This window comes from Psychrobacter namhaensis (genome assembly GCF_016107545.1).
Taxonomy (GTDB): domain Bacteria; phylum Pseudomonadota; class Gammaproteobacteria; order Pseudomonadales; family Moraxellaceae; genus Psychrobacter; species Psychrobacter namhaensis.
Genome location: NZ_JABASS010000009.1, coordinates 26721 through 42420, shown reverse-complemented (window position 1 = coordinate 42420; position 15700 = coordinate 26721). Strand labels below are relative to the sequence as shown.

15 protein-coding genes are annotated in these 15700 nt (G+C 46.1%); 4 read left to right on the top strand and 11 right to left on the bottom strand.

Annotated features, from left to right (window positions below):
• Positions 1–63 precede the first annotated feature (63 nt).
• Positions 64–1272 carry an acetyl-CoA C-acetyltransferase gene (locus JFC06_RS08185; RefSeq protein WP_198334650.1) on the bottom strand — a complete coding sequence of 403 codons (1209 nt, stop codon included), beginning with the start codon at positions 1270–1272 and terminating at the stop codon, positions 64–66.
• A gap of 104 nt (positions 1273–1376) precedes the next feature.
• Positions 1377–2528: an acyl-CoA dehydrogenase family protein gene (locus JFC06_RS08180; protein ID WP_198334649.1), complete on the bottom strand. Its 1152-nt coding sequence runs from the start codon at positions 2526–2528 to the stop codon at positions 1377–1379.
• A 287-nt stretch (positions 2529–2815) separates the two neighbouring features.
• On the opposite strand from JFC06_RS08180, the gene JFC06_RS08175 reads away from it, so the two are divergent.
• On the top strand, positions 2816–3451 hold the full coding sequence (locus JFC06_RS08175) for a TetR/AcrR family transcriptional regulator (protein WP_193005482.1): 636 nt from the start codon (positions 2816–2818) through the stop codon (positions 3449–3451).
• Positions 3452–3634: 183 nt separating this feature from the next.
• Here the strand turns inward: JFC06_RS08175 and JFC06_RS08170 are convergent, their stop codons facing one another.
• Positions 3635–4282: a hypothetical protein gene (locus JFC06_RS08170; protein ID WP_198334648.1), complete on the bottom strand. Its 648-nt coding sequence runs from the start codon at positions 4280–4282 to the stop codon at positions 3635–3637.
• Positions 4283–4851: 569 nt separating this feature from the next.
• On the opposite strand from JFC06_RS08170, the gene JFC06_RS08165 reads away from it, so the two are divergent.
• A complete protein-coding gene (locus JFC06_RS08165; RefSeq protein WP_198334647.1) occupies positions 4852–6051 on the top strand; it encodes a sugar transporter in 1200 nt (399 codons plus the stop codon).
• 19 nt (positions 6052–6070) lie between these two features.
• Here JFC06_RS08165 and arfB read toward each other — a convergent pair whose 3' ends face one another.
• The 6 genes from arfB to JFC06_RS08135 all read right to left on the bottom strand — a co-directional run bounded on the left by arfB (position 6071) and on the right by JFC06_RS08135 (position 12095).
• Positions 6071–6484: an alternative ribosome rescue aminoacyl-tRNA hydrolase ArfB gene (gene arfB, locus JFC06_RS08160; protein ID WP_198334646.1), complete on the bottom strand. Its 414-nt coding sequence runs from the start codon at positions 6482–6484 to the stop codon at positions 6071–6073.
• A 73-nt stretch (positions 6485–6557) separates the two neighbouring features.
• A complete protein-coding gene (locus tag JFC06_RS08155; RefSeq protein ID WP_198334645.1) occupies positions 6558–7418 on the bottom strand; it encodes an HpcH/HpaI aldolase/citrate lyase family protein in 861 nt (286 codons plus the stop codon).
• Positions 7419–7645: 227 nt separating this feature from the next.
• The gene (locus tag JFC06_RS08150) at positions 7646–8410 is read right to left on the bottom strand and encodes an SDR family oxidoreductase (RefSeq protein ID WP_265088190.1); all 765 of its coding nucleotides are present in this window, start codon (positions 8408–8410) and stop codon (positions 7646–7648) included.
• 63 nt (positions 8411–8473) lie between these two features.
• On the bottom strand, positions 8474–9256 hold the full coding sequence (locus JFC06_RS08145) for an SDR family NAD(P)-dependent oxidoreductase (protein ID WP_198334643.1): 783 nt from the start codon (positions 9254–9256) through the stop codon (positions 8474–8476).
• Between the two features lie 3 nt (positions 9257–9259).
• Entirely contained in the window at positions 9260–10267 is a 1008-nt protein-coding gene (locus JFC06_RS08140) for an NADP-dependent oxidoreductase (RefSeq protein WP_198334642.1), read from the bottom strand.
• A gap of 22 nt (positions 10268–10289) precedes the next feature.
• Complete coding sequence (locus tag JFC06_RS08135) at positions 10290–12095, bottom strand: acyl-CoA dehydrogenase (RefSeq protein ID WP_198334641.1); 1806 nt, start codon at positions 12093–12095, stop codon at positions 10290–10292.
• 182 nt (positions 12096–12277) lie between these two features.
• On the opposite strand from JFC06_RS08135, the gene JFC06_RS08130 reads away from it, so the two are divergent.
• Complete coding sequence (locus tag JFC06_RS08130; RefSeq protein ID WP_198334640.1) at positions 12278–13276, top strand: GlxA family transcriptional regulator; 999 nt, start codon at positions 12278–12280, stop codon at positions 13274–13276.
• 19 nt (positions 13277–13295) lie between these two features.
• Here JFC06_RS08130 and JFC06_RS08125 read toward each other — a convergent pair whose 3' ends face one another.
• Positions 13296–14582, bottom strand: a complete 1287-nt coding sequence (locus tag JFC06_RS08125) for an LD-carboxypeptidase (RefSeq protein WP_198334639.1) — start codon at positions 14580–14582, stop codon at positions 13296–13298.
• A gap of 243 nt (positions 14583–14825) precedes the next feature.
• Here JFC06_RS08125 and JFC06_RS08120 point away from each other — a divergent pair, with 243 nt between their 5' ends.
• Positions 14826–15275, top strand: coding sequence for a YkvA family protein (locus tag JFC06_RS08120; protein ID WP_198334638.1), 450 nt, complete (start codon positions 14826–14828; stop codon positions 15273–15275).
• Between the two features lie 101 nt (positions 15276–15376).
• Here JFC06_RS08120 and JFC06_RS08115 read toward each other — a convergent pair whose 3' ends face one another.
• Complete coding sequence (locus tag JFC06_RS08115; protein WP_193005470.1) at positions 15377–15682, bottom strand: hypothetical protein; 306 nt, start codon at positions 15680–15682, stop codon at positions 15377–15379.
• Positions 15683–15700 lie beyond the last annotated feature (18 nt).

Genomic DNA, 15700 nt, shown 5'->3' with positions numbered 1-15700 from the left:
GCTCTTCCAATCTGAACCAAATCAAGCTAATAAAAGCATATCAACCTGTTCGCGCTCAATGATCTAGACACGCTCAATGATCGTCGCAATACCCATACCGCCGCCCACACATAGAGTAATCATCGCCGTTTTTAGGTCACGGCGTTCTAACTCATCAAGGACAGTCGTCATAAGCATGGCACCTGTTGCCCCAAGCGGATGACCCATGGCGATCGCGCCGCCATTGACATTGACGATATCGAGCGAGAGTCCAAAATCATCAGCGGTATTCAGTGGTATCGCAGCGAACGCCTCATTGATCTCCCATAAGTCAATATCTGAAGCTTGCATACCCGCTTTTTTGAGGGCTTTTTGGCAAGCGGGCGTCGGGCCTGTCAGCATAATGGCAGGCTCTGAGCCAATCACTGATGCCATCGTGATCTTAGCGCGTGGTTTAAGGCCTGCTTTTTGACCGGCAGCGGCACTACCGACCAAACACAGAGCGGCCCCATCAACGATACCCGAAGAATTGCCAGCATGATGCACGTGGTCAACGTTCTCAATCGTGGTATATCTGTCCAAGATAACACTGTCAAAGCCCATTTTTCCTGGCACAATAAAAGAGGGTTTAAGTCCCGCTAACGTCTCAACATTGGTGTTAGGACGGATGGTTTCATCTTTGTCCAACAGCATCATGCCATTGATATCCGTCACAGGAACGACGGACTTATCGTAGTAGCCTTTCTCCCACGCATTAGCAGCACGGCGATGCGACTCGGTGGCAAAGGCATCAACGTCAGTACGGCTAAAGCCTTTGAGCGTCGCTATGGTATCTGCGCCAACCCCTTGCGGCACAAAATGCGTCGCTTCATTGACCCGAGGGTCCATATACCAAGCGCCACCATCAGAACCCATCGGTACGCGGCTCATGGACTCAACCCCACCTGCCACCACCATGTCCTCCATGCCTGACATGACCTTGGCGGCAGCCAAATTGATAGACTCAAGGCCTGATGCACAAAACCGAGACAAAGTGAGACCCGCGACACTTTGCGCCCAGCCAGCGTCGATAACCGCGATGCGTGCAATATCAGAACCCTGCTCACCAACTGGTGTCACACACCCAAGCACCACATCATCAACCAAACTGGTGTCCAAGTGGTGACGCTGCTGCATCTCTTTTAATAAGGTACGCGTCAACCAAGTCGGTGATGCCTGATACAAAGAACCATCCTTTTTTCCTTTGCCACGCGGGGTACGGATAGCCTCATAAATGTAAGCGGTCTCAGTCATAAAAAATCCCTTTTTTCTTTTATCAATCAACAATAACTAGCGCAATTTTATTTTCAACGAACCATAAAACGTACTAACTTTATCCAAAAAACGGCGGCAAACACTTACATAAAGCGTGACGCCAGCTCTTTCATAATCTCATTGGTGCCACCGTAGATTTTTTGTACTCGAGCATCGGCATACAAGCGAGCGATTGGATACTCTGTCATGTAGCCATAGCCCCCAAAGAGCTGGACGCACTCATCAATCACGTCACATTGTTTTTGCGTCACCCAGTACTTAACCAGTGAGGCATGAGGAACGGTTAATTTACCTTCTAACATAGCATCGATGGCGGCATCACACATACTGCTAGCAGCAAGATAATCGGCGTAACACTCTGCCATCTTAAAGCGCGTATTTTGGAATGACCAAACTGGCTTGCCAAAGGCTTCTCGGCCTTTAACGTAATCTAGTGTTAAATTGATCGCAAGCTTCATTGCACCAATCCCTGATATGGCAATGATCAAACGCTCACGGGGCAGCTCTTGCATCATCTGAATGAAACCCATACCTTCTACTGTACCCAAAAGGTTCTTTTGAGGCACACGTACATTACTGAAGAACAACTCCGAGGTGTCTTGTGAGGTCATACCGATCTTCTCGAGATTACGACCACGCTCAAAACCAGTCACTTTATCGGTTTCTACCACAATAAGTGAGACACCTTGAGCGCCTTTATCACGATCCGTCTTGCAAGCCAGCAAAATCAGATTGGCATGCTGACCATTGGTGATAAAGGTTTTTGAACCATTGATAATATAGTCCTCGCCATCTTTTACGGCGTAAGTCTTGATATTTTGTAGGTCTGAGCCAGTCCCAGGTTCAGTCATAGCAATCGCGGCCACATACTCGCCTGTTGCCATCTTAGGTAGCCATTCTTTTTTCTGCTCTTCTGTACCATGAGCCAAGATATAAGGGGCAACAATACCTGAATGCACCGTCCCACCAAAACCTGATTGATTGGCCTCTGCTTGAGCATAAAGAAGCGCCGCTTCATGACCAAAGTCACCGCCGCCGCCGCCATACGCTTCTGGTATTGATGCGCACAAAAACCCCATCGCCCCTGCCTCTTCCCAAGCCGTGCGATCAATCATGCCGTTTTTGCGCCACTGCTCATCCTTTGACTCCCAACTTTTAAACATTTTTAGCGCACTGTCATAAACCATTTGGTGCTCTTCGGTCATCCAGTTTGGGGTGAATTTTTCTATACTCATGTTGTCTCTCCTTGACGAGGGTGAATGGGTAGTGGGTAAGCCAAACTTATCTAAAGGAAAATCGCTCTATTCATGGTAATATATATTACCGTTAAAAATAGATAATGAACCCTTGTTGATTGCTCACACTAAGTACTTATACTAGGATAGTATCCGTACTCGCGCAACCACTTAAACAACAATGGTAATACTCATTACTCATTTTGTATGTGTAGTAAGTTGGTTGAGCGGCTTAGGGCTTGAGTAGAAAATGTCTAAAACACACCAGCACACAGGAAGCATAAGGTATGAAAACGACCAGTCAGGTTGATCGCGTCACTGAGGCCCGGCACCTATCCCCTTTATCCGCTATGCGCCCTGCCACGCTGGACAACATTGAAAAAGCAGTACGTAAGCTATTTGCAGGTTTTGATGCTAATGAAGTCACCATGGCGCAGATTGCAAAGACCGCTAATGTCTCATTGCAAACCCTTTACAAGTACTTTGGCGACAAACAAACCCTGTTTTATACCATTATGGACAGAGTATTGGGGCGACTAGCGTCACGAATGATAGACCATCTGCAAGGTATTGATAGCGTAGAGGAGCGGCTGCGTAAGACGTTATGGGTATGCTTTGACTTTGTCGACTCCCATCCCGACGCGGTGATGGTGTTGTATTCGGTGTCAGAGCTACACTTTCGTAATATCGCTATTTATGAGAACAAAGAGCTGATTGACGCGTTTTTGACGGTATTAGAAGATGGCCAAACTCGTGGTGTGTTAAATGACACCGTGCCACTTTATACACTTTTTGACGTGTTTATGGGGTTTATCAACCGCCTTGGACTGATGCATATCATTCGTCAGACAGAGACGCCCATTATTGCGGAGTTCGATGCGCTGTTTGTGATTTTATGGCGGGCAATCTCTAAACCTGAATGACCAATCAAAGCATAGATATAGAATATATCGCTTAAAACGTTGGCTTTGACAATAAAAAAAGCCTCACTATAAAGTGAAGCTTTATGTTGCTTAAAACGTCTGTATTTATGCTAACCCTCTTTATGGCTTATCTACAAAAATCTCTTCACTCAAGTTAATAGGCCTTTTATATAATCACAGCACTTACACACCACTAGATTTTGGTAGGCCGTACGTCACTCTATCCACCACTGTATTATTTTGTTCAGTAGTCAGTCGATAGCCTTTGATTCTCCCGTCATACGGCAAATGCCCTTCATACTGCTGATAGTGCTCACAAATACCTTCTTGTACTATCGACTCCCGCTCTGCCTCATCCAGTTTGGCAAAACCACGAGGTAGATGGACCTGAGCGAAACGTGATGCGGCGGCGCGAGACATCCAGTTTGCCCCGCTAGTAAAGTGAAAATCCACATCCGCTCGTAAGTTATATTGGGGCAAAGGATTGGGGGCATGGGCTAATTTGTATTTGATCTGCTCGATGTCTTCTGCAAATGGGGCATAAGGTATTTCTAGCACCACAAACAGCTTCGCTAAAAAATCATCGGCTGTAAAGTATTTGTCTATGTAGCTGCCATCCAGTCCAAGATGCTTGTTCGACAATACGTGCCGCAGGCGATCACAGGCGGGTATGGTATGCTTTAGAGGATAACCCATGGCTTTGACAATGTCTTGCGAACACAGCTTAAGTGCCTCTATTTGATTGACTGCATATTGCGCCAGAGGATGACACGGACGATAACGACGGGTATATTTGGATTGGTTGGCCGTGTGGCTCTTGGTATTGAACACCTTAGACTCCTGTAACTCCGACAAAAAAGTATGAAATAAGCCCAAACAGGCAAATAAAATCAGGCACAAATGAGGATGTCGGAGTACAGGCTCATGCGCTTTACCAGAGTTATTTTATATCGTGCTGGAAGTTGCAAGGTTTGTCCGTCGCCATTAGATTGCCATAACGGCTAGCGGTACAAAACTGTTAAACCCACGATAGGTGATTCACTGATGATAGCATACCAGATGATAGAAAATAAATACTGTTACTCGTGTTGTTACTGTTAACCAATACTATTATTAATCTTACTTTTAAAGCGTGTTAACAATACCAGACCCTATCAAGCGTCTGGTTATAAAACAGCCTTCTTGATCTCCAATAGGTGAACAGGGATTATCCATGACACCCCAACACTCCTTTTATATTGTGTTACTTCTTGCTTGAAAACCGATGCTCATTAGCAAAAAACTACTTTAACTTATCCCTTTGAATTGGTATCTTTCCCTCCTTTCTTGACCCCCTTATATGTCTTATCCCACTTTTCAGCTAATTTTGCTGTATTAGCCTCTTCTTTGTACTGGATTTTATGAAACACAACCTTGAGGTGAGCTCAGACGCTCGCCGAACTCAGTATTTTCAAGTTTTTTTGATGGGTGTGAGCGCATTCATTATGAACACGACCGAATTTGTCCCTGTGGCCTTATTAAGTGACATTGCTCAAGATTTTTCTATCACCACGGCAGAGACAGGTTGGATGCTGACGCTTTATGCTTGGATTGTCGCTGCGATGTCATTGCCGCTGATGCTGCTGACCAGTCGCTTTGAGCGCAAGCGTTTGCTCTTAGGTCTTTTTGCCGTCTTTATTGCAAGCCATGTCCTGTCAGTGTTTGCATGGAGTTTTGATGTGCTGCTTATCAGTCGCGTTGGGATTGCACTGTCCCATGCGATATTTTGGTCAATCACGGCGGCGATTGCCATACGTGTGGCACCTAAAGGTAAAAAAGCGTTGGCGCTTAGTGTGCTGGCGACGGGTACGTCGCTTGCGATGGTACTAGGTGTGCCCTTAGGACGATTGATTGGTCAATGGTTTGGCTGGCGCGCGACCTTTGGCGGTATTGGCGTCATTGCCCTCATTGTCTTTATCCTCCAAGCGAAGCTCTTGCCAACCCTGCCTAGTATGTTTGAAGGCTCTTTTCGAAAGATCCCAGAATTGCTCAAAAATCCATTGTTGGTCTGTTTGTATTTACTGATTTTGCTCGTCTTTACCGCACACTACACTGCTTACTCTTATATCGAGCCTTTCATGCGGCAGGTTGGCTCAATCAGTGAAAACCTAGCGACTTTTGTATTGCTACTTTTTGGTGCCGCAGGTATTTTGGGTAGTGTGATATTTAGCCGCTGGGGTGACAGTTTTAACACTAGGCTGATGCTGATATCGACGATACTGATGCTGGTCTCTATGCTCGCGCTACTCTTTGCTGTGACCTCGATATGGGCACTTAGCTTGATTGCCTTACTTTGGGGGGCCGCGCTCATGCTACTGATTATCTCTATGCAAGCCAAAGTCATCATGGTGGATGTGAGTGCGCAAGACATGCTGATGTCAATGTTCTCAGGCATTATTAATTTAGGAATTGGGACAGGCGCGTTGTTCGGCGGTTATGCAGTGACGCATATCTCTTTATCCAGTGTGGGCTACGTTGGGGCTGCTATCGCGAGTGCCGCGCTGCTACTGATGTTATTTATGATAAAGCGCTTCCCTGAGCTGGGCAGCAGACTCGGCTAAGCAGTAAGGAGCGCTGGTTTTAATAGTCCACTTTACCGCGTAAGGCTTTGGTCTTGCCGCGCTGGGTTTTTTGATCAACACGTTTACGCTTGGCGTTTCTACTCGGTTTGGTAGGCTTGCGGGTCTTATTGACATACGTGGCTTTTATGATGAAGCTGCGCAGACGTTCAAACGCATCGATTTTGTTTCTTTCTTGCGTGCGAAACTGCTGGGCTTTAATGATGAGCACACCTTCTTTGGTGATTCGGCTATCTTTACTATCCAGCAGGCGCTGCTTATGAATATCACTCAAACTTGAGGCATGGATATCAAACCGCAGATGAATCGCAGAGGAGACTTTATTGACATTTTGCCCGCCTGCTCCCTGCGCGCGTATGGCACTGATCTCCACTTCATTGTCACTGAGGCTAATATTATTGCTGATAAAAATCATAGGGTTTTTTGATAGAGTCTTAGTATGTATGGTTTATGATAAAGCATTATTTCACCGCTCGCCACTTTGCCAATCACTGCGACTTCACCAATAATTGACGGCAGCGCTCAATCACGGGCGCATCGACCATCTCGCCCTCTATTTTAAACACCGCCTGCCCGCTTTGTTCATACTCTGCAACCACACGCTGCGCAAACTCAAGCTCACTATCTGTCGGTTGTAGGGCTTGTGGGACAGTGGCTACTTGCTTGGGATGAATACACAGCATCCCTAACATACCCATTTGCGACCACAACTGTACGCGAGCGCGCAATCCTGCCCCGTCGTTGAAATCAGGATAAATGGTGTCGATGGGCGGCGCTAACTGATGTATTTTCGATATTAAAATTAATTGATAGCGGATCTGATTGGCAATGATATCCGCTGAGGGCGTGCCTGCTTGCACGCGCAGATCATTGCACAAGTCTAAAAACCCATAACTGAACGCGATCAATCCAGTCGTTTTTGCCATGTTATCTATGTGATATAAACCAGCGGCACTTTCTATTAGTGCGATGACAGGTAGACCAGTGTGCTGATGCACGTATTCAATATCTGCTGCTTTTTCCGCTTTGGCCAGTAGCACACCCGCTATTTTAGGCATTTGCTGGCATAGCGCTACGTCTTCAAAAAATGCTTGACTGCCTGCTTGATTAATCCGTAGCCAAATCGGCTGATGATTTTGCGTGTCATTTTGATCATCATAGTATTTTTTCAACGCCTCTCGAGCTTGTGCCTTATCCTCTTGGGCGACGGCATCCTCCAAATCAATAATCACTGCATCTGCATCACTGGCAAACGCTTTTGCCACTCGATCGATCCGAGTCGCTGGGACAAATAACCACGTTTTGTTTTTAGAGATGTCGGCTGCTATATTGTCGTTCACTGAATCCATGGTTGACTCCCTTGTTTTATGTCCGTCTCTGCCAGTTTGGTTCTTTGTGTTTATTATGCCATTACCGAGCTGGTTTGCGTATAGGAAGGGTCGCAAACGCGATACGATAGTAGAAGTCTAAAGAAGTTTTTTATTCAATTCAGGCGTTAAACCAAAAACCGCACAGAAATGACTCTTATGCGGTTTTTTTTAAAAACGGTTTCTGTGCTTCTATCAGCAACACGAAGCTAGGCGAGCATGCCGCCATCTACCACCACGGTCGCGCCTGTAGTATAGCTCGATGCGTCAGACACTAGATATAATACTGTGCCAGCCATCTCATCGGGATCAGCCACGCGCCCTAAAGGGATGGCATGCAGCGCCATTTTTAAGACTTTATCATTGGTGGTCAAGGCAGAGGCAAACTTTGTATCGGTCAAGCCTGGCAATAACGCATTCACACGAATATTTAACGGGCCACACTCTTTTGCAAAGGCTTTGGTCATACTAATGACAGCCGCCTTAGTGATTGAGTAAATACCTTGCTTGTCACCTGCGACCAAACCATTCACGGATGCGGTATTTAAAATGACGCCGCCGCCCTGCTCGCGCATCATCTTGCCCGCAGCGGTCGACATAAAGAAGTAGCCGCGAATGTTAACTTCAACGGTCTTATCAAAAGCCGCTAAATCGGTGTCTAAGATATGCCCGTAATAAGGGTTGGCGGCGGCGTTATTGACCAAAATATCAATCTGACCAAATTCACTTTTGATATGCTCAAAAATCGCATCAATCTGCTCCATATCTCCCACATGACAAGCAAAAGCACTGGCTTTATGGCCATCAGCAATAATGCTATCAGCCACCGCTTGGCAAGCGTCGATTTTGCGGCTAGAGACAATCACGTGAGCCCCTCTTGAGGCAAGCAGACGTGCAATAGACTCGCCAATACCGCGGCTGGCACCCGTCACCAAGGCAATCTTACCAGTTAAATCAAATAAATCTTTCATCATTATTCCTTATATTTTAAATATTTGAATAAAAGCCCTATCAAAAATTCTTTTGATATTAAGCCATTAAGCCAACATACCGCCATCAAGGGTAAAGGCATGACCATTCATAAAGCTGCTCTCATCACTGGCCAGCCATGCAATCGCACCAGACACCTCATCAACTTCTCCCAAACGGCGCAGTGGGCTGGCCTTGATGGTGGCTTGCTGCGCGCGCTCGTCCATATTTGCCATGGTATTACGCACCATTGGTGTATCGATAAAACTGGGACACACCGCATTAAAGCGAATATTGACACGGGCGTATTCATGGGCCGCAGACTTGGTAAGCCCCATGACGCCATGTTTAGCGGCACTATAAATAGACAACATGGGCGCAGATCGCAAGCCTGCAATAGATGCCACATTAATCACATGACCACCGCCATTGGGTGCCATACAAGTAACCGCAGCACGCATACAGTGCCAGACGCCTTTTAGGTTCACTGCGATATTACGGTCAAAATCTTCCTCGGTTAGCTCATGCATGGGGGCAGGTTTATGGTCGATACCAGCGTTGTTTACCACGACATCGAGGCCACCAAGCGCTTGCACAGCAAAAGCAAATAACGCTCGTACTTCATCGCCACTGGTGACATCTACCTTTTTAAAGGTAATGCTATTGCCAGCATCTTGACCTTGCTTGGCTATGGCAGCGCCTAGTTCTTCTGCCCTGTCGCCAATCACAACTTTTGCGCCGCGACTGGCCAGTAGTAACGCACTGGCTGCACCGATACCAGAAGCACCGCCCGTAATCAAAATGCGCTTACCAGCAACATTACTTGCTACTCCATTTATATTTGGTGTCATGATTTATCCCTCTACCTTAAGTACCAACTTGCCAAAATTTTTCCCTTTAAAAAGCATCATTAAGGTATCAGGGAAGGTCTCGATACCTTCAACGATATGATCTTTTACTTTGATATCACCTGACTGAATCCAGCCCGCAATCTCTTTCATCGCGATTGGGTATTCCTTGATATTATCAAACACCACAATACCCTCCATACGCGCGCGATTGACCAATAATGACAAGTAATTTGATGGGCCTTTGACCGCTGTGGTGTTGTTATATTGGCTAATCGCACCGCAAATAACGATACGCGCGCGCAGATTAATCTGGGTGAGTACGTCATTTAAAATATCGCCACCAACATTGTCAAAATACACATCAACGCCATCTGGGCAGGTTTTCTTCAGTGCTTTTTTTACATCTTCATTTTTATAATCGATCGTCGCATCAAATCCAAGCTCATCAATCAAGAACTGACATTTTTCGCTACCGCCTGCGATACCGACGACTCGGCAGCCCTTAATTTTGGCAATTTGACCGACCAAACTACCAACCGCACCTGCCGCGCCAGATACGACAACGGTCTCGCCTGCTTTTGGCTCCCCTGTTTTTAACAAACCAAAATAGCCAGTCATGCCCGGCATACCCAATACGCCCAAGTAATAAGACAATGGTGCGAGATTTGGATCGACTTTGTGCAGGCCCGTACCGTCACTGACGGCATACGACTGCATACCATTGTGACCAGCCACATAATCACCAACGGCAAACTTCTCATGCTTGCTTGCAATAACTTCACCCACCGTACCAGCACGCATGACATCGCCAATCTGTACCGGCTCGATGTAAGACTTTGCGTCATTGAGCCACCCACGCATCGCCGGATCCATAGAGATATACTCAATTTTTATCAGCAACTGCCCGTCTTTGATGGTCGGCAGCTCTGTCTCGGTATACTCCCAAGTATCAGCGCTCGGTTCGCCAACCGGTCTTGCTTTTAGTCGCCACTGCTTGTTGATTGTTGTCATTACTCTTTCCTTAGAGAGGTCTTTAGAACCAGTCGGCTTGCATGTCCGTGCAAACAGAATTGTTGTGGGTTAAAATTGCGATATCGCGTTTGATTAATGGTAATTCCCAATCGATAAAGTATTTTGCCGCCTGTATTTTTCCCTGATAGAAATTTTGTTTTTCAGCGTCGCTTGTCTCACTTAACAGTTGCTCAGCTTTACTCGCTTGGCGAATCCAAATCCAGCTCAGCACAATTGAGGCAAAAACATTCATGAGCGCTTGGGCGTTGCCAGTAAGCGTTAACGCCTCTTCAGTCTGTAAAACTTTGCTTAAATGCACCAGCACGTCATGCAGATGACCCATATAAGGCGTTAATTTACCCGCAAGCGCTGCGCTCTCAGGCGTGGTGATGCTGGTTAGATCTTGCGTGATTTCACGCTTTAGAATCTGAATACCAAGCCCACCTTTTTGCCATAACTTGCGAAATGACAAATCTAAGGCTTGCACGCCATTTGTGCCTTCGTGGATGGGGTTGAGACGGTTGTCACGCCAAAACTGCTCGGCATGATATTCGCGCGTATAACCGGCACCGCCCAATACTTGAATGCCCAAGTCATTGGCTTTAGGGCCATACTCAGACGGCCATGCTTTTAACACTGGTGTGAGTAAGTCTAATAGTTCTGACAGCTCATTTTTTAGCGTTTCGTCTTCGCAAGTATTGATACGGTCTATCAGGTTTGAGCCGTATAGGCATAAGGAAATACCACCCTCAGAGTAGGCTTTTTGCGCGAGTAGCATACGCTTTACATCGCCATGCTGGATGATTGCCGTGGCGGCATCTTCAGGCTTGTTGTTCGGTGCGATTCGACCTTGCGTTCGGTCTTTGGCGTAATCTAGCGAGTACTGATAACCCCGATAGCCAATCATAGAGGCCCCAAAACCAACCGCGATACGTGCCTCATTCATCATTTTGAACATATAACGCAGACCAAAGTGCGCTTCGCCAATCAGATAACCATGACAGTCGCCTTCATCACCAAAGCTCAATGCCGTCGAGGTAGCCCCTCGATAACCAAGCTTATGAATGAGTCCAGTCAAATGCACGTCATTGCGCTCGCCAACCGACAAGTCATCGTTTAAGCGATATTTTGGCACGGCAAACAAAGAAATCCCTTTGACGCCACTAGGACCGCCTGGAATTTTGGCCAATACCAAATGAACAATATTGTCAGACAGTTCGTGATCGCCTGCTGAGATATAAATCTTACTGCCTTTTATTCGGTATGAGCCATCGTTTTGTTTTACCGCGGTGGTTTTGATGTCAGCCAGCGATGACCCCGCATGTGGCTCCGTCAGTGCCATCGTTCCAGTAAAGTCCCCCGTCAGCATACGCGGCATAAAGGCCGCTTTGATATCGTCATTGGCAAAGTGTGAGATCACGTTGATTGCCGCTGTGGTCAAAAACGGATACGCAGTCGTTGAGGGGTTGGCCGCCATAAAATAGCCTGCCACTGCTGTCATCACTGTTTCAGGCAGCTGCATCCCACCATCTTCGAAGCTATAACGACCCGCGATAAAACCCGAGTCCCGAAACGCATCAAAGGCGACTTTCACATCATCTATCATGCTAACTTTTTTACCATCAAACTGCGGCTCGTTTTTATCGGCAACGTGGTTGTGCGGCAAAAACAAATCGGTTGCTATTTTGTTTGCGGTGTCTAGTACCGCAACGAATGTCTCGCGGCTGTGCTCTGAGAATTTGGGATGTTCGGTCAGCGTTTCAGTGTCCAAAACATCGTATAATTGGAAGGGTAATTCAAAATCATTGATAAGCGTTTCTGCTGCCATAATGTTCTCGTTAGTATTGTCGTTAACAAAAAAATTGGTTATCAATAGATACTAAGCTAATTTCGCGCCTTGCCGTATTGTCATTTATGACATAATTATGGTCAAATAAGACATACAATAAGAAATTTGTAGCTAAAAAACTGTCTATTTGGGTAATAGCTATCAAGGGAAAGCCGACACAGATGCCTAACTACAAACCGTTTAAAGTCATTATTTTGGGATTCGATGGGGTGCTCGGTAGTGTGCTTGCTGGCGCATTGGACTTGTTTTCATTCACTGGTGTCAGCTGGCAGCGATTTTTGGATGAGGCAGTTGAGCCTAGATTTAATGTGCAAATAGCGAGCCTAGGCGGTGTGGATATCAGATGTAGCAATCGCTTACTCATGCAAGCGCATTGCGACATTCAAGACGTCACGGCATGCGATTTATTATTAATACCCACCATTGGTGATTCAATCGATAAAGTATTAAGACAAAACAGTGAGCTGCTACCGCACCTACAACGACTGGCTAAGACCAAGGCTGATATTGCCAGCAATTGTAGCGGAGCGTTTTTTTTGGCAAAGGCAGGACTGCTAGACGATAAGATAGCCACGACTCATTGGGGTTATGCGAGTAAATTTAAAGCAGATTTTCCACTCGTTGATTTACAGGAGAATCAGTTCGTCACCCAATCGGGTAACATATTCTGTGCCGCGGGTGGTAGTGCCTTTTATGATTTGGGATTATTATTGATAGAGCGCTACTGCGGACGTGAGATTTCTACGCAAGTGGCAAGAACTCAGATTATCGACAGTAAAAGAGGCAATCAAAACAGTTACACAAACGTGACGCTGCACAAACCGCATTCAGATCCGCTCGTCAAGCAAGTACAAGAGTTTATCGAAGCAAACTTCCATCGGCCTATTCAAGTCAGTCGTTTGGCGGCGATGGTCAATATCACCCCGCGTACCTTGAACAGACGCTTTCAGTCTTGTGTCGCCATGCGGCCGATTGAGTACATTCAAGCCGTCAGAATTGAGCAGGCAAAACGCTTGTTAGAATCAGGCGATGTGACGATTAAATCGCTGGTCGATCACGTTGGTTATGATGATATCTCATCCTTTACGCGTCTGTTTAAGCGTGCCACGGAACTAACGCCTAAAGAGTATCAGGATAAGTTTTCGCGGCTGCCCATTTAGCAATGATAGCATTGAACGCTTAAACCGCTTGCCACAAGCCTGCAACGTGCATGGCATCTGCCTTGATGGTTGGGTAGTTGGTAAAAGCTAGCTGATAGCCATGGCTTGTGTTTGGACTAATTTGGCAAATTGCCCCAAGTGGGAAGCTGTGTTTTTGTCCAATATGGCCAAAACGCATGCCACTATAAATCGGTAAGCCTGTGAGCTTATGCAATTGGCGAACCACGGTGGCAACGTCATAACGTTTGTCGTAACTGTCCTCCCCTGCCCCAGATAGCGCACCAAACACGATCGCTTGCTGACCCTTAAACACGCCTGCCAAATACAAATCATAGAGCATACGCTCAATACGATACGCCTGCTCGCCCACATCTTCTAAAAATACAATACCACCTTCGATCCGCGGTAGATAATCACTACCTGCCAGCGCCGATACCACGCTCAGGTTGCCACCCCAAATGGTGCCCCTCAATACTTGTGGCTTACCCGTTGTCAGCATACTGGGTAACTGCTGACTGGTTAAAGACGCATCTTGTACCGTGATGGTTAAATTGGGGTTACTCAGGGCCTCCGCAAACTGTAGGCAAGTCACTTGATCGGGTTTGATTTTGCCAAACTCACTATAAAGCATCGGTGCTGCGAGTGAGCTCATCGCCCCTTTTGCCAGTAGCGCACACTGGATAGCCGTCACATCACTAAAGCCTGCCAGTATCGTACCGCGCTCCGCCATAATGCGCCCAAGCGTGGACCAATCCACCATGGGTAGTAAACGCATCGCACCATATCCACCGCGTACGCCCAGCAGCAGCTTAGGCGCCGCTATCGCACCAGTCGCGATATTTTGTAGGTCGCCGGCTCGCTGTACATCAGTGCCTGCAAAGCGCAAATACTGCCGAGTGGTAATCGCGGGGTTGTTCACCTTAAAACCGGCACAAGCCAGCCGATCCAACGCCAGCTGATTGCGCTCCTCACTACCGCCAACATTGGAGCTGGCAAAAATTCGCGTCTCAATCGTTGGTATGATACAGCTTGTTTGTGAAAATGATGTCTGCGATGGTAAGCGCTCATCCAATAACGCCGTGGGCAAATCGTCCTTAGTAATCTGCAAACGACCATTATGCTCACGAGGACTGGCTGCAAAAACCTGAGAAATACCTTGGGCTGCTAAGGCTGCAGTACCGGCACCAATGCCTATTCGACGCAAAAACTGCCGGCGATTTAATCCAGTACTTATTTCGGTCGCTGTCTTTGGCTGCGTGTGTGTTGCACGACTTGATGGCTGTATAGACGGTATTTTTGAACCCATGCTTTGCTACTACCTGTATGCTTTTATATTGATTATTCATCCGCTTTAATGCCGTGTTTATGGCGCGAGTACGTGCAGGATACGCATGTTATCACGCTCGCCTATGGTAGCGTATTTGCCCATACGCCAAGTTGCCCAACCTTTACCCATCTTTACTTTTTCGCTACCGACACACACAATATAGGGCGATTAAATTTGTTACTGTAAATACAAATTCATCGCAAATAAGTAAGGATAATAATTATGTTTAATAAAAAAACTGATAAACACGACGCACTTGTCTCCAATTTGAAACACCTGATAGGCCAAGAAGACAAGCTCAAAGAAAAACTAGAAGATAACAGCTATCTTGAACCTTTTAGCGATGATTTGATGCTATTTATGAGTCTTATCAAAGACTATTACAAAGGTGACTATCGTAAGATTCCTTTTAAAACCATCTCAGCTGGTGTGATTGGTGCGATTTATACACTAAATCCTATTGACCTTATTCCAGACTCCATTCCGTTCATCGGTTATGTCGATGACGCACTGGTACTCAGATTTTTCTTAAAGCAGGCTAAAAAAGATCTACATAAATATAAAGCATGGAAACAAGAACAATCGACTTCTAAGAAAGAAGAACAATCGACCTCTAAGAAAGAAGAACAATCAAACACTAAGAATAGTACCGATATTCAAAAAAAATCATAACCGCCAAACGCTTAAAGCCGTAGACAATTACGTGACTAAAAAAGCCATGGTCATTGATGTGGTCATGGCTTTTTCTTGTTTATTGAATCTATCGGCTCTCTTTAATTAGGGACATCATAACGAGATTTTTCGGGATTAAGTCCGAACGAATAGACAAAGGTCGCCACGATACTATTAATAATAATAAAAGGTAAATCAATGGCAACGTGCCCGAGTAAATAACGACCAATTAACCAAGAGACAATCAGCATAATAATAAAGAAACCACCCAAATACGCTAAGATAGCAGGATGTTTGAGGTTGTAAGGTTGCTCGGTTTCAGGCTTTTTATCCAATATATACGTCCTTACCGCCCAACCAGCCGCATAAGAAAACCCACCCAAAACCACATAACTAAAAAAATTCATATTGCCTGACTCTAATGA